The 21,761-nt window shown below is 73.1% G+C and carries 16 protein-coding genes; 10 read left to right on the top strand and 6 right to left on the bottom strand.

What is annotated here, in order from left to right; genetic code table 11:
- Window positions 1-86: 86 nt before the first annotated feature.
- From FB554_RS13905 to FB554_RS13880, 6 genes are all read right to left on the bottom strand, one after another.
- Complete coding sequence (locus tag FB554_RS13905; protein WP_142006993.1) at window positions 87-1,601, bottom strand: polysaccharide deacetylase family protein; 1,515 nt, start codon at window positions 1,599-1,601, stop codon at window positions 87-89.
- 24 nt (window positions 1,602-1,625) lie between these two features.
- Window positions 1,626-3,182, bottom strand: a complete 1,557-nt coding sequence (locus FB554_RS13900) for a 4Fe-4S binding protein (protein WP_142006992.1) — start codon at window positions 3,180-3,182, stop codon at window positions 1,626-1,628.
- Window positions 3,183-3,192: 10 nt separating this feature from the next.
- Window positions 3,193-4,098 (bottom strand): AurF N-oxygenase family protein, encoded by a 906-nt coding sequence (locus tag FB554_RS13895; RefSeq protein WP_142006991.1) that lies wholly within the window; start codon window positions 4,096-4,098, stop codon window positions 3,193-3,195.
- A 184-nt stretch (window positions 4,099-4,282) separates the two neighbouring features.
- Complete coding sequence (locus FB554_RS13890) at window positions 4,283-5,326, bottom strand: CNNM domain-containing protein (protein WP_142006990.1); 1,044 nt, start codon at window positions 5,324-5,326, stop codon at window positions 4,283-4,285.
- Window positions 5,323-6,720 carry a hemolysin family protein gene (locus FB554_RS13885; RefSeq protein ID WP_236022407.1) on the bottom strand — a complete coding sequence of 466 codons (1,398 nt, stop codon included), beginning with the start codon at window positions 6,718-6,720 and terminating at the stop codon, window positions 5,323-5,325. The genes FB554_RS13890 and FB554_RS13885 overlap by 4 nt, the downstream gene beginning before the upstream one ends.
- Window positions 6,721-6,881: 161 nt before the next feature.
- A complete protein-coding gene (locus FB554_RS13880; RefSeq protein ID WP_142006989.1) occupies window positions 6,882-8,120 on the bottom strand; it encodes an aminotransferase family protein in 1,239 nt (412 codons plus the stop codon).
- Window positions 8,121-8,267: 147 nt separating this feature from the next.
- Between FB554_RS13880 and FB554_RS13875 the strand changes: the two genes are divergently transcribed.
- The 10 genes from FB554_RS13875 (at window position 8,268) to FB554_RS13830 (ending at window position 21,698) form a co-directional block, all read left to right on the top strand.
- On the top strand, window positions 8,268-9,137 hold the full coding sequence (locus FB554_RS13875; RefSeq protein ID WP_142006988.1) for an SDR family NAD(P)-dependent oxidoreductase: 870 nt from the start codon (window positions 8,268-8,270) through the stop codon (window positions 9,135-9,137).
- Window positions 9,138-9,255: 118 nt separating this feature from the next.
- Window positions 9,256-9,939: a response regulator transcription factor gene (locus tag FB554_RS13870; RefSeq protein WP_142006987.1), complete on the top strand. Its 684-nt coding sequence runs from the start codon at window positions 9,256-9,258 to the stop codon at window positions 9,937-9,939.
- A gap of 422 nt (window positions 9,940-10,361) precedes the next feature.
- Window positions 10,362-10,583, top strand: coding sequence for a hypothetical protein (locus tag FB554_RS13865; protein WP_142006986.1), 222 nt, complete (start codon window positions 10,362-10,364; stop codon window positions 10,581-10,583).
- Window positions 10,584-10,609: 26 nt separating this feature from the next.
- Window positions 10,610-11,944 (top strand): glycoside hydrolase family 15, encoded by a 1,335-nt coding sequence (locus tag FB554_RS13860; RefSeq protein ID WP_142006985.1) that lies wholly within the window; start codon window positions 10,610-10,612, stop codon window positions 11,942-11,944.
- Window positions 11,945-12,193: 249 nt separating this feature from the next.
- On the top strand, window positions 12,194-12,454 hold the full coding sequence (locus tag FB554_RS13855) for an HU family DNA-binding protein (RefSeq protein WP_142006984.1): 261 nt from the start codon (window positions 12,194-12,196) through the stop codon (window positions 12,452-12,454).
- A gap of 211 nt (window positions 12,455-12,665) precedes the next feature.
- Entirely contained in the window at window positions 12,666-14,486 is a 1,821-nt protein-coding gene (gene glmS / locus FB554_RS13850) for a glutamine--fructose-6-phosphate transaminase (isomerizing) (protein ID WP_142006983.1), read from the top strand.
- 116 nt (window positions 14,487-14,602) lie between these two features.
- On the top strand, window positions 14,603-14,791 hold the full coding sequence (locus FB554_RS13845) for a hypothetical protein (RefSeq protein ID WP_142006982.1): 189 nt from the start codon (window positions 14,603-14,605) through the stop codon (window positions 14,789-14,791).
- 83 nt (window positions 14,792-14,874) lie between these two features.
- Window positions 14,875-17,814, top strand: coding sequence for a helix-turn-helix transcriptional regulator (locus tag FB554_RS17835; RefSeq protein ID WP_170206890.1), 2,940 nt, complete (start codon window positions 14,875-14,877; stop codon window positions 17,812-17,814).
- A gap of 773 nt (window positions 17,815-18,587) precedes the next feature.
- Window positions 18,588-19,781 carry a sigma-54-dependent transcriptional regulator family protein gene (locus tag FB554_RS13835; RefSeq protein WP_142006980.1) on the top strand — a complete coding sequence of 398 codons (1,194 nt, stop codon included), beginning with the start codon at window positions 18,588-18,590 and terminating at the stop codon, window positions 19,779-19,781.
- A gap of 105 nt (window positions 19,782-19,886) precedes the next feature.
- The gene (locus FB554_RS13830) at window positions 19,887-21,698 is read left to right on the top strand and encodes an NAD(P)/FAD-dependent oxidoreductase (protein ID WP_142006979.1); all 1,812 of its coding nucleotides are present in this window, start codon (window positions 19,887-19,889) and stop codon (window positions 21,696-21,698) included.
- The last annotated feature ends 63 nt before the right edge of the window (window positions 21,699-21,761 follow it).

Raw genomic sequence — 21,761 nt, 5'->3', positions numbered from 1 at the left:
CCCGGGATCTGCGCCGGCCTGTGGACGGCGAGCCCGGTCACGACCGGCCTGTGGACGATCGCCACGCACTCCGGCGGCACAGGCGTTCAGCGGCGGGAGTAGGTCTTCCCCGCCTGCGTCGAGCCGAGCAGCTCCGACACCGTCACGAGCGTGTAGCCCTTCTTCTGCAGCGCGTCGATCAGCGCCGGCGCCCCGTCGACCGTGCTGCGGTGGATGTCGTGCATGAGCACGATCGACCCGGGCCGCACCGCGCTCGTCGCGTCCTTCGGCAGCCGGCCGGGGTCGCGGTACTTCCAGTCCAGCGTGTCGACGTCCCACAGCACCTCGGCCATGCCCAGCTCCCCGGACACCTTGTCGACCTGCGCCGTGCGCGCGCCGTACGGCGGCCGCACCAGCCGCACCGGCGTGCCGGTGAGCTGCGACAGCGTCTGGTTGGTGCGCGACAGGTCGCTGCGCAGCGCGCCGGGCGTCATGGCGGTGAGCTGCTCGTGGCCCCAGGAGTGCGACCCGATCTCCATGCCGGCGTTCTTGACCGACTGCACGACCTCCGGATAGCGGCTGGCCTGCTCGCCCAGCATGAAGAACGTCGCCCGGGCCCCCTTGCTGCGCAGCGTCGACAGCAGCCGCTCGGTGTGCGCGCCCGGGCCGTCGTCGTACGTCAGCGCCACGCACCGCTCGACCGTGCAGTCGACCGGTCGTGCGGTGGTCGACGGCGTCGGCGTGGTCGGGGGAGCGGTGGTGCTCGTCGTGGGCCGGCCCACCGCCGTCGGCTTCACCGCCGCGTCGCGAGCGGCGCTGCCCTGCTCGGACAGCAGCGCGTCACCGACCGCGCGGGGCAGCACCACCGACACCGCGCCCTCGGAGTAGGGCGCGACCTCGCCGGGCTCGAACCCGACCCACATGCGTCCGTCGCGCAGGAACGCGATGGCCGGGCCCGCGCCCTCGGGCGCCTCCGGCTCGGCCAGCCGCGCCTTGAGGTCGTCGGGGTCGGCGCGCTCGCCGAGCCGGCGGGTGACCTCGGCCGACAGGCGCGACCAGGCGTCGCCGCGCACCAGCCCGCGGGCGGGGATCCGGCGGCCGGCGGCGACGTCCCACCACACGAAGGTGTCGAGATCGACCGTCGACGCGCCGGAGAGCTCCATCCGCGACAGGCGCACCCCCACCACCTGCGGGCTCGCCCCGATGAGGCGCCAGTCGCCGTTGAGCTCGGCGCTGGTCGGGCTCTTCGCCGGGCCGTAGTCGGAGCGGAACGTGCTCGCGGTGCGGTCGCGCTGCCCCACCAGCCAGCGGGTGAGCCCGGGCGTCTGCGGGATGCGGGGGACCGACAGGCTGATCCGGTACGTCTGGTCGGTCACCGCGTCGTCGCTCACCCCCGGCGTGAGCTCGGCGGGCAGGTTGGGCAGCGGGTCGCCCGGCGTGAGCGGCGTCGGCGACGGCGTGCCCGGGCCCGTCGTGGAGCCGGTGCCCGGGGTGGTCGTCGGTCCGGTGGACGACGTCGACCCGGCCGGGTCGGGGGTGTCGGCCGTGCAGGCGGCCGAGGCGAGCAGGGTCAGCGCGGTGAGGCCGGCGAGCAGACCCTGCCGGCGGGGACGGTGAAGCACCGGGCAACCATAGGCACCCGGCGGTCAGCCGTCGTGGGCGGCCGTCCGACGCCGGTCGTGCTCGCGGTCGAGCGCCTTGAGACCGCGCCGGGTCGAGGTGCGGCCGGTGCGCAGCAGCGACCGCCGCAGCGACAGCGGACCCTGCGCGGGGGCCTCGAGCCGGCCGTCGAGGGCGTCCTGCAGCATGCTGGCCACGGTCTCCTCGGCGTCGTGCCGGTTGGCCCCGATGCCGCCCTGCGCGCCGCGCTTGGCCCAGCCGACGACGTACGTTCCCGGCAGCGCCTCGCCGCCGGTGTCGTCGAGCACCCGCCCGGCGTCCTGCGGGATGCGGCCCTGCACCGGGTCGAACGGCAGACCCTCGATGGGTCGCACCCGAAAACCGTTGGCGCGCACCAGCATCCGCGACGGCGTCTGCCAGGTGCCCTCGGCGCTGCCGGTGTGACGCAGGGTCAGCTCGCCGTCGCCGACCGACTCCACCGCGGCGTCGAAGGCCAGCACCAGGCGTCGCCCGGGCGCAGGCTCGGACGCCCAGTCGAGGTCGACCACCGGCAGCTCGCGCAGCACGCTCAGCCGCGGCTCGGTGATGGCCGCGACGGTCTCCTCGACCCCGACCGAGCGGGAGATCACGACCTCGGCGTCCATCGACTCGGGGAGCATGAGCAGCTCGGGCCGGGTGAAGGCCGCGTGCTGCGGGCCGCGCCGCGCGAGCAGCACGACCTCGCGGATCGCGCTGCGCTCGAGCTCGGCCCGGGCGGCGTCGCTGACGTCGCTGCGGCGCAGCACGTCGGGCGTGGCCAGCAGCACGCGCGCCACGTCGAGCGCGACGTTGCCGTTGCCGACGACGACGACCCGCTCGGAGTCCAGCCGCACCGGCGCCTGGTCCTCGTGGCCGGTGAACCAGCGCACCAGCTCGGCGGCGGTCACCACGGCCGGCGAGTCCTCGCCGTCGATGCCGAGCTCGGGGTTGTCGCCCGCGCCGGTGCCGTAGACCACCGCGTGGTGGTGGCGGGTCAGCTCCTCGTGGGTGATGTCGCGACCGACCTCGACCCCGAGGTGCACGGTCGTGCGCGGGTGGCGATAGACCCACCGGAAGGTGTCGACCATCCCGCGGGTGCCGGTGTGGTCCGGCGCGACCCCGGCGCGCAGCAGCCCGCCCGGGGCGGAGCGCCGCTCGATCATGGTGATCACGCAGTCGGTGGTGGTGAGCAGGTGCCGGGCGGTGTACGACGCCGCGGGCCCGGTGCCGACGATCGCCACCCGCAGTCGCCCGCCGTCCTTGTCGGAGGCGTGCGTGAAGGCCGGCGCGGTCCACTCGGTCTCGGTCCGGTGGTCCTTGTAGAACTCGGCGTTGATCTCGACGAACCGCTTCTCGCGGCCCACCAGCGAATCGGCCGGGCGGGCCGCGCCGACCGGGCACGCGTCGAGGCAGGCGCCGCAGTCGATGCACACGGAGGGGTCGACGTACAGCGTGTCGACGTGGCCGAAGTCGGGCTCGTCGGGCGTGGGGTGGATGCAGTTGACGGGGCACACGGACACGCAGGAGGCGTCCGCGCAGCAGGACTGCGTGATCACGAAGGTCATGCGGCGCCGATCAGAGCATGTGGGCGGCGCGGTACCACGGCACCGACGCCTTGGTGAGCAACCGGCACTCGCTGAGGAAGTCCATCAGGTGGATCGAGCTCAGCCGCATCAGGTTGTGGTGGTGCTGGTTCTCCTTGGCCTCGCGCATGGCGCGGTCCTTGTCGAGCCCGGCGTTGGCGTAGACGTCGCCGCGCACCATGCTCGTCGCGATGACGTACGCCGCGATCGAGATCACCTTGGCCGCCAGCTGTCGCCGGGGCGCCCACACGTCGGCCAGCCGGTCACGCATCTCGGCCCGCGCGAACGCCATGTGCCGCGCCTCCTCGACCACGTGGATGCGGCTGGTGCCGCGCACGATCTCGAGCACGTTGTCGCCGCGCATCCAGTCGCGCTGCATGACGTCGAGCATCTCCTCGGCGACCAGGATCGCGCCGTAGGACGTCTCGCCGAACGCGGTGGTCTTGAGGAACCGGGCCAGCTCGATGTTGATGCGGTGCGGCTTGTACTGCGGCACCCCCATCGCGGAGCAGGCGCGCGCGAACATCAGCGAGTGACGACACTCGTCGGCGATCTCGGTGAGCGCGAAGCGGAACTCGGCCTGGGCGGGGTCCTTGACGTACTGGTCGCGCAGGATCATCTGCTGCAGGATCATCTCGAACCAGATGCCCGTCATCATGATCGAGCCGACCTCGTGGCGGGTCAGCGTGATGCGCTGCTCCTCGCTCATCTCCGACCACAGGGGAGTGCCGTAGAGCGTGGACCACTCGGGGTTGAGCCCGTAGTGGGTCGGGTCGAGCGGGGTCTCCCAGTCGATCTCGCTGTTGGGGTCGTACGACAGCTGCTCGCTCGAGGAGAGCAGCCGGCGGAACGTGTCGTCGGCGTCGACCTGGGCGCGGAACTCGTGCGCGAGCGTCATCGCAATCCTCCGAACGTCTGCTGCGTGACCTTGCTGTTCCGACCCAGCGTAGTCGCTAACTTACGGTTACGGAGGTTTTCGGCGGGACTTTTTGTGAGCCAGGTCTCAGCGCCGCCGGCGCACGGGCCCCGCTCCCGAAGGAGTGGGCCCCGTGCGCCGGCCGCGGAACGTCACGCTCGGTTCGTCACACCTGCTGCGTCTCGCCCTCGATCCCCTCGACGTGCGGCAGCAGCCAGCGCAGGATGTCGCGCACGGTGAGCACGCCGACGAGGCGGCCGTCGTCGCGCACCACCGCGAGCTGCTCGCTCGCCTCGCGCATGCGCGCGAACGCCTCGTAGGCGAGGGTCTCCGGCGACAGCTCCAGGGTCTGCCGGGCGAACGGCCGGGCCGCCGTGCCCGGGTCGGACAGCAGGGTGTCGCGCACGTGGATCACGCCGGGCAGCGCGCCCGGGGCGGTGCTCTCGAGCAGGATGCGCAGGTGCCCGCTGCGGGCCGAGGCGGCCTGCACGTCGGCGACGCTGGCCGCGGCCGGCACCGAGGTCGGCGGGCTGGGCCGCTCGGCCACGAGGTCGCCGACCTTCAGCTGCTCCAGCTCCAGCGCGCCGTCCAGCTGGGACCGGTAGGACGCGTCGAGCGCGCCCACGTTGACCGAGTCCTGGACCAGCTGCCGGATCGTCTCGGCATCACGGCCGCCGACCGCGGCCCGGTCGACTGGGGTCACGCCCGAGCGGGCGACGAGCCGGTTGGCCACCTTGTTGATCCAGGTGAGCAGCGGCCGCAGCGGCCAGATGAACGCCCGTGCCGGCAGACCGATCGCGACCGCCGACTGCTCGGGGTGCGCGATCGCCCACGACTTCGGCGCCATCTCGCCGACGACCAGGTGCAGGAAGGTCACGAGCAGCAGCGACAGCACGAAGGCGCTGACCCCGCTGACCTGGGGCGGGAAGCCCCAACCCTCGAGCACCGGGCCGAGGAACCCGTCGACCGCCGGCTTGGTGATCGCGCCGAGCGCGAACGTACAGGCGGTGATGCCGAGCTGTGCGCCGGCGAGCATGACCGTCAGCTCGTTGGACGAGCGCAGCGCGGCGCGGGCGGCGCGACTGGTCGTCGCGGCCTCCTCCAGCCGGTGGCGGCGGGCGCCGAGCAGCGCGAACTCGATGATGACGAAGAACGCGCTGAGCGCGATCAGCGCGAACGTCGACACGACGACGACCCAGGGGTTGCTCATGAGCGCTGCTCCTGCTCGTCGCGGGCGGCCTCGGCCGCCTCGTCGGTGGGTCCGTGCTCGACCAGGCGCACCCGCACCTGGGAGGGCACGTGCCGGGCGACCTCGAGGATCTCGACGTCGATGCTGCGGCGCAACTGCTCGTCGTTGACCAGCTCGGCCGGGTCGGCGGGAAGCTCGACCGACACGACCTCGCCCTCGGCGGGCAGCGTGCCGCTCTGGGCGATGACCAGGCCGGCGATCGTCTCGTAGTCGGCGCGCGGCAGGTCGTGCCCGATCGCCCGCTCGGCCTCGTCGACCGGCACGTCGCCGTCCATCGTCCACACGTCGGGCTCGGCCGACTCGACGACCTCGTGGGCCTCGGCGTCGTGCTCGTCGGTGATCTCCCCGACGAGCTCCTCGGCCAGGTCCTCCATGGTGATGACGCCGGCGAAACCGCCGTACTCGTCGATGACGCAGGCGAGCTCGTTCTTCGTGTCGCGCATCAGCGCGAACGCCTCGGGCAGCGGCATCAGGGTCGGCAGCACCAGCGGCGAGCGCATGATGCGCTGGACCGGGCCGGAGTCCTCGGTCTGCAGCACGTCGATCAGGAAGACGACGCCGACGACCTCGTCGAGCTCGGTCACCACGGGATAGCGGGTGTGCCCCTCGGCCATGAGGCGACGCACGTCCGCGACCGGGGTGCCGGTGAGCACGGTGTCGACGCGCGAGCGGGGGATCATCGCGTGCTCGACGTCCTGCTCGGGGAACTCCAGGATGCGGTCGAGGGTGAACGACAGCTCGCCGCGCAGGTCGCCGCTGGCCCGCGAGTCGGCCACGATCGACTCCAGGTCGCGCGCGGTCGCGGAGGAGTCGACGTCCTCGACGGGGTCGATGCGCAGCGCGCGCAGCAGCAGGTTGGCGGCCTTGTCGAAGATGACGATGAGCCAGCCGAAGGCCTTGAGGTAGATCACGGTCGACCGGGCCAGCCGGCGGGCCAGCGGGTCCGGGCTCGCGATCGCGAGGTTCTTCGGGTACAGCTCGCCGAAGATCATCTGCACGATCGTCGAGATGGCCAGGGCGGCGATGGTGCCGACCGTGATCCCGACCGCGGCGGGGACGCCGACCCCGCCGAGCAGGGTCCCGAGCGACTCGCCGACGAGCGGCTCGGCGACGTACCCGACGAGCAGGCCGGTGACGGTGATGCCGAGCTGGGCGCCCGACAGCATGAACGAGGTGCGCTGGGTGACCGAGAGCGCGCGCTCGGCGGCCTTGTCACCGCCCGCCGCGGCGGTCCGCAGGCGGACGCGGTCGACGGACATGTACGCGAACTCCTGGGCCACGAAGTAGCCGTTCGCGGCGATGATCAGCAGGATCGCGAGCACGCCCAGCAGGAGCATGCCGATGGTGGCGATCAACGGGGGTCACCTCCGTGCGGGGAGGGACTATGACTCGGGTCGTCGTCGGCGGGGTCGGGCTGGTGGGAGGGGTCCACTGCTTTCTCGGGGGGTTTCGGGGACGGGGACATACCGGCCTACGAACGAGCGACCGCGATGGTTCCCGCGGCCGGGCGGCCGGGTCAGCCCAGCCGGTCCAGCGCCCTGCGGAAGCCGCCCGCGAGCTCCTCGACCTCGTCGTCGGTCATGACGAACGCCGGGGAGACCTGCAGCCCGCCCGCGCCCACCGCGCGGGTGACGACGCCCTCCTCGCGCAGCAGCGACGCCAGGGTCGCGGCCTGGGGTGCCTCGTGCAGCTGCACCGCGGCCAACGCGCCGGTGCCGGAGCGCACCTCGGCGACCGCGTCGTGCTCGGCCAGCGGGCCCAGCCGTTCGGCGAGCGAGGTCTCCAGCCGGGCGGCCTCCTCGAGCAGGTTCTCCCGCTCGAGCAGGTCGAGGTTGGCGAGCGCGACGGCCGCGCACATCGCGTGGCCGGAGTAGGTGTAGCCGTGGCGGAACCACACGCCCGCGTCGGCCTGGAAGAACGGCTCGGTGACCTTCGGCGCGCACAGCACCGCGCCCATCGGGGCGTAGCCGGAGGTCAGGCCCTTGGCCGAGGTGACCATGTCCGGCTCCAGGCCGAACCGGGTCGAGGCGAACCACGACCCGCCGATCCGGCCGTATCCCGTGACCACCTCGTCGGCGACGAACAGCACGTCGAGCTCGGTGCAGACCTTGCGCACCGCCGTGAGGTAGTCCGGCGGCGGGGGATAGACGCCGCCCGCGCCGATGACCGGCTCGCAGAAGAACGCCGCGACGTTCTCCGGGCCGAGCTGCTCGATGGTCGCCCGCAGGTCCTCCGCGTCGTCCCAGGCGACGTGCGCGGTGTCGGGCACGAGCACGCCGTAACCCTCGGTGTTGGGCGGCAGCCCGCCGAGGGCGGTGCCGGCGTAGTGCATCCCGTGGTACGCCTTCTGCCGGCCGACGACGTACGTCCGGCTCGGCTCGCCCCGCTCGACCCAGTACCGCCGGGCGATCTTGGCCGCGGTGTCGACCGAGTCGGAGCCGCCGGAGGTCAGGAACACCTTCGAGCCGGGCACCGGCGCGATGCCGGCGAGCCGCTCGGCGAGCGCCGTGGTGGTGTCGGTCGTGTAGTCGCCGAAGGTGCTGTAGTGCGCGACCTTGCGCATCTGCTCGGCGGCCGCGTCGGCGAGCTCGCCGCGCCCGTGACCGACGTTGGCGAACCAGAGTCCGCCGGTGGCGTCGAGGTAGGACCGGCCGGCGTCGTCGTACACCCGGACGCCCTCACCCCTGGTGATGGTGAACTCGCCCTTGGCCTCGATCGCCCCCATGTCGGAGAACGGGTGCCACAACGCGCCCATGCCCAGCTCCTTCCTGTCGCCGCACCGATCTTGCCCTTCCCCGGTGACGGTACGCGCGTGGCGGGTGCGCGCGGATGCTGGTCTCGGCCGCGGGGTCGGGTGCGACGAAACCACCCATGGTTACTGCGGCGTAGGTATGGTGGAGGCATGTCGAAGCCCCGTTCCTACGCAGGTCAGTACGCCATCGTCACCGGGGGTGCCTCCGGTCTTGGGCTGGAGCTGGTGCGGCTGCTCGCGGCCGACGGCGCCACGGTGCTCGCCGTCGACCTGCACGAGCAGGCGCCCGAGGGTGCGCTCCCCGAGGGCGTGCTCTATCGCCGGCTCGACGTGCGCGACGAGGAGGGCTGGGACGAGCTGCGCAACTGGGTCGAGGCCACCTGGGGGCGCCTGGACCTGCTGGTGAGCAACGCCGGCATCGCCGTGGGGGGCCGCATCGACGTCACCGGGCTCGAGGACTGGGACCGGGCGGTGTCGATCAACCTGATGGGCATCGTCAAGGGCGTGCGCACGTTCGCGCCGATGCTCAAGGAGCAGGGCAGCGGCCAGCTGGTCCAGACCGCCTCGCTCGCCGGCCTCATCCACGCGCCCGGCATGGCGGCGTACAACGTCGTGAAGGCAGGGGTGGTCGCCCTGTCCGAGACGCTGCGCCACGAGCTCGCGCCGTACGACATCGGCGTCTCGGTGATCTGTCCCGCCTTCTTCCGCACCAACCTCGCGGAATCGCTGCACGGCAAGGACGTGCACCTGGAGCAGAGCGCGGTGAACCTGATCAACAAGGCGCCGCGCTCGGCCGAACAGGTCGCGGCGAAGGCGTTCGCGGGGATGCAGCGAGGCACGTTCATCATCCTCACCGACCGGGACGGCGAGGTCGCCTACCGGGGCAAGCGCTTCACCCGCCCGGTCTACGACCGCCTGATGGTGCGGGCCGGGCAGGAGATGCGCGACGGCGGAACCGGGTCCGGGATGCTGGAGAAGCTGGCCCAGGTGCAGGGGAAGGTGGCCCGCCGACGCCCGTGAGGCCGCGCCGTGGTGGCGCCGGCGGACCCACAAGGGTGAAGCCTCCGAGGGAGGGGTAGGGAGAACCTCACCCCTTGGGGGGTTTTGTCGGATGCCTCCGCAGGGTTGAGTGTGCGTCATGAACGACGCCGACCCCACCCCCATCCGCCTGGCCGTGGTCAACGACTACGAAGTCGTGATCCAGGGCCTGGCCTCGATGCTGCACCGGTACTCCGACCGCATCGAGATCGTCGAGATGAACGCCCAGACCGAGGTCTCCCAGCCGGTCGACGTGGTGCTCTACGACACGTTCGGTCAGCCGCAGGCGAACCACGAGTGCGTCACCGAGCTGCTCGAGAACCCCAACATCCGCAAGGTGTGCGTCTACACCTGGAACTTCCAGCCCTCGCTGGTCGAGAACTCCATCGACCGGGGTGTGGCGGGCTACCTGTCCAAGACCCTGCCGGCCTCCTCGCTGGTCCAGGCGCTGGAGCGGGTGACCGCCGGGGAGTCGGTGGTCTCCCCGCCGCCCGGCAACGGACCGATCGCCGGCGACTGGCCCGGCCGCGAGGAGGGCCTGACCCCGCGCGAGGCCGAGGTGCTCGCGCTGATCACCCAGGGCCTGTCCAACAACACGATCGCCGAGCAGACGCACCTGTCGATCAACTCGGTCAAGTCCTACATCCGCACCGCCTACCGCAAGATCGGCGTGACCAGCCGCAGCCAGGCCGTGCTGTGGGGCGTGCGGCACGGCTTCGAGCCCGACTCGCGCCGCATCCGTCCGCGCGCGGGTGACCTCGAGGGCGCCGGCGCGATGCGCTGAGCCTCCTCCACCGGACCGTCGCCCCCTCAGGCCTAGGCCTGAGGGGGCGATGTCGTGCCTGGGGCCGCCAGGACTGGGCGGCTGCCCGATGTCTCGGACTACCTCAGACGGCGAACGTCGTGCTCGTCACGACCACCGCCCGAGGAGGCAGTCCCCATGTCCGCACTGCTCGCCGTCCTGCTGCTCGTCGGCCTCGTCGCGCTCCTGGAGCGCACCCACCGCCGCGCGCACGCCCTCGACCATGCCCCGGGACGCCCGGAGTCCGCCGACGACGCGCGGGCGGGCGCCGAGCTGGCGGGCGTACCGGGTCCGGTCGCGTCTCGTGGGAGCACGTCTCGTGGGAGCACGTCTCGTCGGGGTGCGTCTCGTCGTCGGGGCGCGTGGCGCCCCGGCGCGACGGCGCGGCGTCCGGGGGCGGCGGCATGAACCCGCTGGTCAACATCGCCGTCATCGTGCTGGTCTTCTGCGCGATGGTCGTGCTGATCGGTCGCTTCGTGGTCCCGCCCCTGGAGCGAGTCCCGTTGCGGCAGTGGCGGTTCGCCGACGTGCGCGCCGCGTTCGCGATCGGCCGCGCCGAGTGCGGCCTGGTCGTGCACCTGTCCAAGGGGCACCTGTCCAAGGAGCACCGGATCCGGTCCCTGTGAGGCGGGCCGCGGCCTAGAGTCGCTCCATGCAAAGGGGTGGGGCGGGGGAGTGGCCGACGCGGCGCACCGTCCTGCGCGGCGGCGGGGCCGTCGCGCTGCTGGGAGCCGGCACCCTGTTCGGGGCGCGGGTGCTGGAGCAGGGCGCGGCCTTCCTGCCGCTGCACGCCACGACCGTCGCGTTCGACGGGCCGGTCGCGCGCCGCGAGGTGACCCCCGCCGAGTTCGACCTGGTGGTCCCCGGGTCGCGCGTGCTGCGCGAGGCTCCCGACGTGGACGGGCTGCTCGCGCGCGAGCGCGGCTGGCTCGACTCGGCCGCGGCGTGGACCCGGAGCGGGCCGCACGCCGATCTCGCCCGGTCCGCCCTGCTCGACCTGCACGTGCTCACCGCCGGGCTGCCCGCGACGGTGGCCGGCTGGTCGCCGCCGTGGCGCTACGTCTGGCCGCGCGACACCGCCCACGTCGCGGCAGCGCTCGCGGTCGCCGGCCACCTGACCCCGGCGGTGCAGGCGCTGCGGGTGCTGCAGCGGGTGCCGCGGCGGGCGGACGGCTGGTTCGAGGCGAGATATCGGATCGAGGGCGACGGGCCGCCCGACGACCGCGCGCCGCAGCTCGACGGGGTCGGGTGGGCGCTCTGGGCGATCGACCGGGTGCTGCGCGAGGTGCCGGTGCAGCAGCGGGTGCCGGTCGCGCGGACCGTGGCGCCCCTGGCAGCGGCCTGCCTCGCGGTGACGCTGCGCGAGATCGACACGGCGTCGGGGCTGCCGCGGCCCTCGCCGGACTACTGGGAGGTCGACGAGGCGCGCACGACGCTCGGCACCGCAGCGCCACTGGCGGCCGGACTCGACTCTGCCGCAAGGGTTTTCGCGATCCTCGGCGACGAGCGCCGACGCCGCGAGGCGGTGGCCGGTGCGGGTCGGCTGCGCGGGTCCATCCGCGCCGGGTTCGGGCCGAGCGGTTACCCCCGCGAGCTCGGCGGGCGCGAGCGCGACGCCGCGGTGGCCTTCCTCCTCCCGCCGTACGCCCCCGCCACCGACGACGCGCTCGTCGCCTTCCGCGCCGCGCAGCAGGAGCTGCGCCGACCCGCCGGCGGGCTCGCGCCGGGCGCGGGGTGGAAGCGCGACGGCATCAGCTGGACCCCGGAGACGGCGCTGTTCGCGCTCGCGGCGGCGGGTGCGGGTGAGGCCGCCCGGGCGACCGCGCTGCTCGACTGGGTCGCGGCGCACCGCACGGCCGGCGGCAGCCTCCCCGAGAAGGTGCTGCAGGACGGCCGTCCCGCCGCGGTCGCTCCGCTGGCGTGGACCGCCGCGCTGGTGCTGCTCGCCGCCGCCGAGCTGGGCGTACGGCGCTCGGCGGGGTCGTAGCCGCGAGCCCGGTCCTCCGCCGGAGGGTGCGGTGGGGCGCACGGTTCGGCGGTGGACCGGCAAGGCGTGGGCGGTGGGGTACGCGCTCGCGGTCCTCCGCCGGAGGGTGCGGCGGGGCGCACGGTTCGGCGGTGGACCGCCGGAGCGTGAAGTGGACCTCCCGGCCTCGATCGAGACCGAAGCGCGTCTTTCTGCCCGATATCGGGCAGAAAGTTGGAGTTCGCGGGAGATGGGCGCACACTCGTCCTCGTGCCCGATGCCGAACTCGTCCAGCGCGTCGCCGCGTCCACCGGACTCAGCGCCGCCGAGGCCGACCGGGTGATCGCCGACGTCCTGGCGTTCTACGACGAGACGACGGAGGCGTACGTCCGGCGTCGGCACGCCGAGCTGCAGACCTACGGGGTGCGCAACCCCGAGATCTTCGCCCGGCTGGCCGAGGAGCTGGGCGAGCGCCGCGTCGCCGCACCGCAGCTGAGCGAACGCCAGCTGCGCCGGATCGTCTACGGCTGACGCACGACAAGCACGGAACGGCAACACACGGAACGGCAACACACCGACGGCAAGCCCACCGCAACGGGCAACACATCGACGGCAAGCCCACCGGAACGGCACCTCACCGGGACGTGGACGGGCGGAATCGACGACCGGGCCACGCGCCCGACGGAGTGAGCGAAGCGATCGACGCGGGCCGCGCGGCCCGCGAGGAGATGGAGCAGAGAACATGTGCGGGATCGTGGGATACATCGGCGGGCAGCCGGCTGCGCCGATCTTGGTCGAGGGGCTGGCGCGGCTGGAGTACCGCGGCTACGACTCGGCCGGCATCGGCGTCCTGACGTCGGGCAAGCCGAAGGTGCTGCGCACCGTGGGGCGGGTGCGCGACCTGGAGGCGTCGCTGCCGAAGCGGCTCACCGGGACGGTCGGCATCGGCCACACGCGGTGGGCGACGCACGGCCCCGCCAGCGAGGAGAACGCCCACCCGCACGCCAGCGCCGACGGCCGGATCTTGTTGGTGCACAACGGAATTCTCGACAACGCGACCGCGCTCCGGGAGCGGCTGACCGCCGAGGGCGTGACGCTGCACTCCGACACCGACACCGAGGTGCTGGCGCACCTGGTGGCGGCCGCCGAGGGCGACTCGCTCGAGGAGCAGGTGCTCGCCGCGCTGCGCCAGGTGACGGGGACGTACGCCATCGCCGTCGCGAGCGCCGACCAGCCCGACCGGGTCGTGGTCGCCCGCAACGGGTCGCCGCTCGTGCTCGGCATCGGCGAGCACGAGATGTTCGTGGCGAGCGACGTGGCGGCGCTGGTGCGTCACACCAGCCAGGTCGTGCACCTCGACGAGGGTGAGCTCGCGACCGTGACGCGCGACGGGTTCCACACCTTCACCGCCGACGCGACCTCGACCACCAAGACGCCCGAGACGATCGACGTCGAGGCCGAGCAGTGGGAGCGCGGCGGCCACGAGCACTTCATGCACAAGGAGATGCACGAGCAGCCGGAGACGCTGCAGCGCATGCTGTCGGGTCGGCTCGACGACCGGTTCGCGACCGCCCGGCTCGACGGGCTGCAGCTGGAGCCGCGCGAGCTGCGCGCGTTCCGGCGGGTCAAGGTGCTGGGCTGCGGCTCGGCCTACTACGTCGGGCAGATGGGCGCCTCGATGATCGAGGACCTCGCGCGCATCCCGGCCGACGCCGAGGCGGCCAGCGAGTTCCGCTACCGCAACCCGATCATCGAGCCCGACACGCTGTACGTCGCGGTCAGCCAGTCCGGCGAGACCGCCGACACGCTGTTCGCGGTGCGCGAGATCCAGCGCAAGGGCGGCCGGGTCGTCGGGCTGGTCAACGTGGTGGGCTCCTCCATCGCGCGCGAGTGTGACGGCGGGGTCTACCTGCACGCCGGTCCGGAGGTCGCGGTGGCCTCGACGAAGGCGCTGACGCACATGGGCATCGGCTTCGCGCTGCTCGCGGTCGCGCTGGGTCGCGTGCGTGACCTGTCGTTCGCTGATGGTCAGCGAATCATCAACGGACTCAAGCAGATTCCGGATCAGGTCGGCGAGATCCTCGAGCAGGAGGACGCCATCGCCACCGTCGCGAAGCGCATCGCCGACGCGCAGAGCATGTTCTTCGTCGGGCGCGTGCGCGGATACCCCGTGGCGCGCGAGGGGGCGCAGAAGCTGAAGGAGATCTCCTACCGCCACGCCGAGGCCTACCAGACCTCCGAGCTGAAGCACGGGCCGCTCGCGCTGATCTCGCCGGAGCTGCCGACCGTCGCGATCGTGCCCGACGACGAGCTGCTCGACCGCAACCTGGGCGCCTGCCACGAGATCGCCGCACGCCGCGGCCCGCTCGTGGTCGTCACGCACGAGGGTGTCGAGCTGGGCGACCTGCGCGGCGACCGGATCGACGTGCCGCGCAACGAGCCCGAGCTCGACCCGCTGCTGCTGACGATCCCGCTGCAGCTGCTGGCCTACCACGCGGCGCTCGCGCTGGGCCACGACATCGACAAGCCGCGCAACCTGGCGAAGTCGGTGACGGTGGAGTAGCCACGGACGTCTGAGGTAGGTGCCGCAGAACGCGGCACCTGCCCGATGGCCGGGACTACCTCAGAGGCGAAATCTCCTCGGTGTCAGGACGACGACACCCAGCGAAGGAGACCGCGATGTTCACGCCCACGGCACCCGTCATCGAGCACGAGCTGGCCTGGCACCGGCACCAGATCGCCCGCCGGGCCGGCGAGGCCGCCAAGATCCGGGCGGCCGAGGAGGCCGCGGCCCAGCTCGCGCAGCAGGAGACCGGCCGGCAGCCCGCCCGGCGTCAGCACTGGTGGCGCCACGCGTTCACGCACTGACCGACGACGGACCGGACGTCCACGTGATGGCCGAGACCGGCGTACCGATCGAGCCTGTCGGTGCTCCCGGACACAATGGCGAGGTGCCCGCGTTCCCCGTCGCCGACCAGCCGCTGGTCGGCCGTGACGCCGACCTGGCCGAGCTCGTCGAGCGGCTCGAGGCGGGCACCTCCTCGGTCGTGCTGCTCGGCGGCGACGCCGGCGTCGGCAAGACCCGGCTGCTGACCGAGCTCACCGCGCGGGCCCAGGAGTCGGGGGCGCTGGTGCTGCTCGGGCACTGCCTCGACCTTGGCGACTCGGGCGCGCCCTACCTCCCGCTCGTCGAGATGTTCACCCGGCTGCACCACGACGAGCCCGAGCGGGTCGCCGAGCTGGCGCAGGCATACCCCCGGCTGGCGCCGCTGCTGCCCGAGTCGGTGCGTGCCGAGACCTCGGCCGCCGACCCGGCCGGGTTCTTCACCGAGGTGCTCGCCGCCCTCGGCGCACTCGCGACCGACCGGCCGGTGCTGGTGCTGCTCGAGGACGCCCACTGGGCCGACCGGTCCACCCGCGAGCTGCTGACCTTCCTGCTGAGCCGGCGGTTCGCGGGGCCGGTGCAGCTCGTGGTGTCCTACCGCGCCGACGACCTGCACCGCCGCCACCCGCTGCGCCGCAACCTCGCCGAGTGGGCGCGGCTGCCCGGGGTGCACCGCCAGACGCTGGCGCCGCTCGCCGACGACGACATCCGGGCGCTGCTCGGGCTGCTCGCGCCCGACCAGCCGCTGCCGGGGAAGACCGCCGAGATCGTGCGCCGCGCCGCGGGCAACCCGTTCTTCGCCGAGGAGCTGCTGGCCGCGCAGTGCCTGGGCGACAGCGGCCTGCCCGACGACCTCGCCGACCTGCTGCTGGTGCGCGTCGACGCGCTCGGTGACGACGCGCGCGAGGTGGTGCGGGTGGCCTCGGCGGCGGGGCGTGCGGTCGACCACGAGCTGCTGGCGCGGGCGAGCGGGCTCGAGCCGACCGTGCTCGACGCCGGCCTGCGCGCGCTGCTCGACGCCCAGGTGCTCACCGCCACCAGCAGCGGCTTCGCCTTCCGCCACGCGCTGCTGGCCGACGCGGTCTACGACGACCTGCTGCCCGGCGAGCGGCTGCGGCTGCACGGTGCCTATGTCGACGCGCTGCAGGAGGCCGAGGCGAGCGCCTCCGGCGACGCCCGGCAGGGGCTGGCGGCGGCGATCGCCCGGCACGCGCGCGCGGCGGGGCGGCGCGACGTCGCGGTGACCGCGGCCGTCCAGGCGGGCGACGAGGCGGCGGCGGCCAGCGGCCCGGCCGACGCGGCCCAGCTCTACCAGCACGCGCTCGAGCTGGTGCTCGCCGACCCGGGCCTGCCGACGCCGCTGTCGCCCTTCGAGATCACCCTGCGCGCCGCGAGCGCGCTGGTCGACTCCGGCGACCCCTACCGGGCGTTCGACCTGCTGTCCGACCTCGACGCGTCCGGGTCCAGCGCGCTCGACCAGGGACGGCTCGCGCTCTGCCTCGCCGAGGCGCACCTGCTCACCGACGCGCCCGAGTCGATGGCGCCGCGGCTGCAGTCGGCGATCGAGGCCCTGGCCGGCGAGCCGTCCGCCGTCCTCGCGAGCCTGCACGCCAAGCGCGCCCGGGCGCTGTTCGACGACGACGACTTCGAGGGGTCGGCGCAGGCCGCCGACGAGGCCACCCAGCTCGCGCGCGAGCTCCAGCTGCCGTCCGTGACGGCCGACGCCCTCACCACCCTGGCGCGCCTCGACTCGATCGCCGGCCTCGGCGAGCGGTCGCTCGAGCGGCTCGACGAGGTGGTCCGGCAGGCCGCGGCCACCGGTGACGTCGAGGCCGAGCTGCGCGCCCGGCACCAGCGGCACCGGGTGCTGGCCCGGCTCGATGACCACGTGGGCGCGCGCGACGAAGCTGCCGCGGCCGTACGTCGGGCTGGCGAGCTCGGCTCCGCCACCAACTGGTTCGCGCTCGACTGCCGGATCCTCGCCGCGCTGTTCGCGGTGCTCACCGGCGACTGGCGGCTCGCCGACGAGATGCTCGACGTACGCCGTCTCGGAGTGCGCGAGAGCCCCACCACCGCGCCGCTCACCGCGATCGACATGGCGCTCGCCGCCGCGCGCGGCGAGCGCGAGACGGTGCTCGACCGGGTCGAGACGATCCGGCCCGCGTGGGAGCGGGAGATGATGGTGAGCATGCACGGCGGCGGTGCCGCCATCGACGTGCTGGGGCGCGACGGCGACATCGAGGCGATGCTCGAGCTGCACGACGAGGTCGTCGGCACGGTGCGCCGCGTCTGGCACATGCGCTCGTTCGACGCGCGGATCCGGCTGTCGGCGGTGGTGATCGGCCACCTCGCGACCGCGCGCATCGACCAGCGTGACGACCGGCGGCGCGGCGACCGGCGGCGCGACCGGTCCGACGTGGTCGCCGAGCTCGCCGCCACCGCCGAGGACGTCGCCGCGTTGCGCGCCGACGAGAGCTCGCTCGGTCTGGAGTCGCGTGCCTGGTTGGCGCGGGCGCGGGCCGAGCGGCTGCGGCACGACTGGGGCGGTCAGGGCGCGCCGCCGCCCGAGCTGATCGAGCGGCTGCGCGAGAGCGCCGAGCTGTTCACCGACGCGAGCTTCCCCTACGAGCAGGCCCGCGTCAGGGTGCTGCTCGCCGAGGTGCTCGCCGCCGCGGGAGACCAGCCCGGCGCCCGCGCCGAGGCCGCCACCGCCCGCGACCTGGCCCTCGAGCTCGGCGCGCGCGGGGTGCTCGAACGCGTCGGCCACCGCGGCAAGGCTCCCCGCGCCCCCGCCGGTTCCGGCTCCGCCCCTGAGCTCACCCCGCGCGAGCGCGAGGTGCTCGCGCTCGTCGCGCGCGGGCACACCAACGGGGAGATCGCCAAGGAGCTGTTCATCAGCACCAAGACGGCGAGCGTCCACGTGTCCAACATCCTCGCCAAGCTCGGCGCCGCCACCCGCACCGAAGCCGCCACCCTCGCGACCAAGCAGGGACTGCTGGGGGAGTAGCCCGCGGCCACGGTGGTCGAACGGGTTTCCATGGTGGTCGAGCAGTCCGGAGCGCAGCGGAGGCCGCATCGAGACCACGTCGCGCGCCACGCTGGTCGAGTAGGGCGAGCCGCTAGGCGAGGCCGTATCGAGACCAGGGTCACCGCGCTCGGTGGTGACCGAAAAGCGCCGGGAGGCGTGAGTACGCCTGTGGTGACGTCGGACTCGCGAGTCGCCGATGGCGTACATCGCCAGAGTGGTCACCAACTAACAAAGTGGTCGGTTGCAACCGACCAGTCTGTTAGCTCGTGACCAGTCTGAGAGATTCTGGCCACTCTGGCCGGGGTCCGTCCTGACCCGACCGCACGATCCCGACACGGCAGTGCGTTGTTGACACAAAGGGCTGCTACAGCACGCAGTCCTCTCAACAACGCCAGTCCGTGTCAACAACGTCAGGCTCTGTCAGGAACGTCGCCACCGCGAGCCGCCAGACCGGCCAACCACGGACAGACTCCCGCCTCCCGGCGCCTTTCGGTGACCACAGCAGGAGCCGACGGGTCTCGATACGGCCTCCGCTGGCGCTCCGGCCTACTCGACCACCGTGGAAGGGGGTCTCGATACGGCCTCCGCTGCGCTCCGGCCTACTCGACCACCGTGGGAAGGGGGTCTCGATACGGCCTCCGCTGCGCTCCGGCCTACTCGACCACCGTGGGAGCCGCTCGACCACCATGGGAGCCGCCCGCCATCTGGACCGTTCCGCCCCGCACGGACGTGATCTGAGTCACGCTGGATGGATGAGTCACGCCACCACGGAACGCACCGACCTGGGTTCGGTCGCGGCGGTGACGGTGCGCGACGACCCGCGCCGCAAGGCGCACGACCTGCGCGACCTGCACCGCCGGTGGGCGGAGACGGCGACGGTGCCCGACGGCGTACGGACCGCGATCGCGCGGGCGTGGTCGCGCCAGCAGCCGCGGCCCTCGACCGCGCCGACGACGCACCTGCCCGACCTCGCGGTCGCCGAGCGCCGGTCGCAGGCCACCGAGCTGCGCACCGTGCTGCCGCACCTGGAGTCGACGTTGCTCGACGTCGCGTCGGAGGCCAGCAACGAGCTGGTCGTGTGCGACGCGAAGGGGTTCGTGCTCTGGGTGCGCGGCCCGTCCGAGGTGCGTCGCTCCAGCGAGCGCCTGGGCTTCGTCGAGGGCGCCAACTGGAGCGAGGACGCCGTCGGCACCAACGGCCTCGGCACCGCCATCGTCGACGCGCGGCCGATCCAGGTGTTCGGCGCCGAGCACACCGACGAGGGCCACCACGGCTGGGTGTGCACGGGCGCGCCGATCCTCAGCCCGCGCACCGGCGCGCCGGCGGGCGCGATCACCCTGTCCGGGCCGCTCGCGAGCGCTCACCCCAACACCGTCGCCCTCGTGAGCGGAGCCGTGCGGCTCGCCGAGCAGGTGCTGGCCGCGGAGCACCGGGCCGACCTGGATCGCGTACGCCGGGCGGCGGGCGATCTCGCCGGCGGCGGTCCGGTGGTGCTCGTCGACGACGACGGCTGGGTGGTCGAGTCCGAGGGGGTGTCGGTGGGTGACCGGGTGTGGCTGCCGGGCCGGCTGCACGAGGGCCGGGTCTGGTCGCCGCTGCTCGGAGCCATCGACGCCGAGCGGGTGCCCGGCGGCTGGGCGCTGCGCCCGGTCAGCACCCGCGACGTGCGGGTCGTGCTGTGCGCGGGCCCGCCGGCGCGGGCCGTGGTGCACGCGGCCGGCGGCACCGAGGAGGTGCGGCTCACCGCCCGGCACGCCGCGATCCTCGCCGCGCTCGCCGCCCATCCCGACGGGGTGAGCGGGGAGGAGCTGGTGCGGGCGGCGTACGACCGGCCGGTCAGCCTGGTCACGCTGCGCGCCGAGGTGTCGCGGCTGCGCGGCCGGCTCGGGCCGCTGATCGACACGCGGCCGTACCGCCTGACCGCGCCCTGCCTCGTCCAGCCCTGAGCGGTCCGCGGGCGCCCGGTGCAACGTCCTGCAACCCTTCCGGGCCGCGGCACCCCGGCCTAGCGTCACGGCATTCCGCAGCGGCACCGAGATGAGGAGCTCCCGATGACCGACACCGCGACGCAGAGCGACACCCAGCCCCTGGACGACGCGCGGGCGTGGACCGAGCAGCTGCAGACCGCCCTGGAGGCCGGCGACGTCGCCGCGGCCCTCGAGCAGTTCGCCGACGACTGCTTCTGGCGAGACCTGATCTCGATGACCTGGAACCTGCACACCGCCGAGGGCAAGGACGCCGTCGGCGCCATGCTGCGCGAGGTGGGCCAGGGGGCCTGGCCGCGCTCGATCGAGGTGACCGGCGCCGACGAGGCCGACGGCGTGACCACGCTCGACTTCACCTTCGAGAACGACACCTTCAACGGCAAGGGCATCGCCCGGCTGCGCGACGGCCGCTGCTGGACCTTCCTCACCTCCGCCCAGGAGCTGAAGGACCACCCCGAGCCCAAGGGCCGCCGCCGCATCTTCGGCGCCGAGCACGGGGTCAACGTCAGCAAGGACAACTGGCTCGACCGGCGCAAGGCCCGGGTGGCCTCGTTCGGGAAGGACGAGCAGCCGTACGTCCTCGTCGTCGGAGGCGGTCAGGGCGGCATCGGCCTCGGGGCCAGGCTCAAGCGGCTGGGCGTGAACGCCCTTGTCGTGGACCGGTATCCGCGGCCCGGCGACCAGTGGCGCAGCCGATACCACTCGCTGTGCCTGCACGACCCGGTCTGGTACGACCACCTGCCCTACCTGCCGTTCCCCGACGACTGGCCGGTGTTCTCCCCGAAGGACAAGATCGCCGACTGGCTGGAGTCCTACGTCAAGATCATGGAGCTGGACTACTGGTCCAGCACCGAGGCCAAGAGCGCGCAGTTCGACGAGGAGTCCGGCACCTGGGAGGTGCGGGTCGACCGCGACGGCGAGGAGATCGTGCTGCGCCCGACCCACCTGGTCATGGCCACCGGCATGTCGGGGCTGCCGAACCAGCCCGAGATCCCGGGGCAGGAGCGGTTCAAGGGCGACGTGCACCACAGCTCCAAGCACCCTGGCGGCGGCCCGTACCGCGGCAAGAAGGCGGTGGTCATCGGCTCGAACAACTCCGCCCACGACATCTGCGCCGACCTGTGGGAGAACGGCGCCGACGTGACGATGCTGCAGCGCTCGACCACGCACATCGTGCGGTCCGACTCGCTGATGGAGCACGTGCTCGGCCCGCTCTACTCCGAGGACGCGGTCGAGTCCGGCGTCGACCACGAGACGGCCGACCTGATCTTCGCCTCCATCCCCTACCAGGTGCTGAACGAGTTCCAGAAGCCCGCGTTCGACGCGATCCGCGAGCAGGACAAGGAGTTCTACGACCGGCTCGAGAAGGCGGGGTTCATGCTCGACTTCGGCGCCGAAGACTCGGGGCTGTTCCTGAAGTACCTGCGGCGCGGCTCGGGCTACTACATCGACATCGGCGCCTCCGACCTCATCGCGTCGGGCGACATCAAGCTCGTCGCGCCCGCCGAGGTCAAGGAGCTCACCGAGGACGCGGTCGTGCTCACCGACGGCACCGAGCTGCCGGCCGACCTGGTGGTGCTCGCGACCGGCTACGGGTCGATGAACGGCTGGGCGGCCCAGCTGATCGACCAGGACACCGCCGACCGGGTCGGCAAGGTGTGGGGCCTGGGCTCCGACACCCCGAAGGACCCCGGTCCGTGGGAGGGGGAGCTGCGCAACATGTGGAAGCCGACCCAGGTGAGCAACCTGTGGTTCCACGGCGGCAACCTGCACCAGTCGCGGCACTACTCCAAGTACCTCGCGATGCAGCTCAAGGCTCGTCAGGAGGGCATGGACACCCCGGTGTACGCCCTCGCCGAGAGCCACCACACCGGCTGAGCCGGTCCGGGCGAAAGTCGGATGACGTGGTGCGGCCGGCGTGCGTACGCTGGCCGCACCATG

Source organism: Barrientosiimonas humi (assembly GCF_006716095.1).
Lineage (GTDB): Bacteria > Actinomycetota > Actinomycetes > Actinomycetales > Dermatophilaceae > Barrientosiimonas > Barrientosiimonas humi.
The sequence above is the reverse complement of the archived record's forward strand: the minus strand, read 5'-3'. Positions and strand labels throughout refer to the sequence as shown.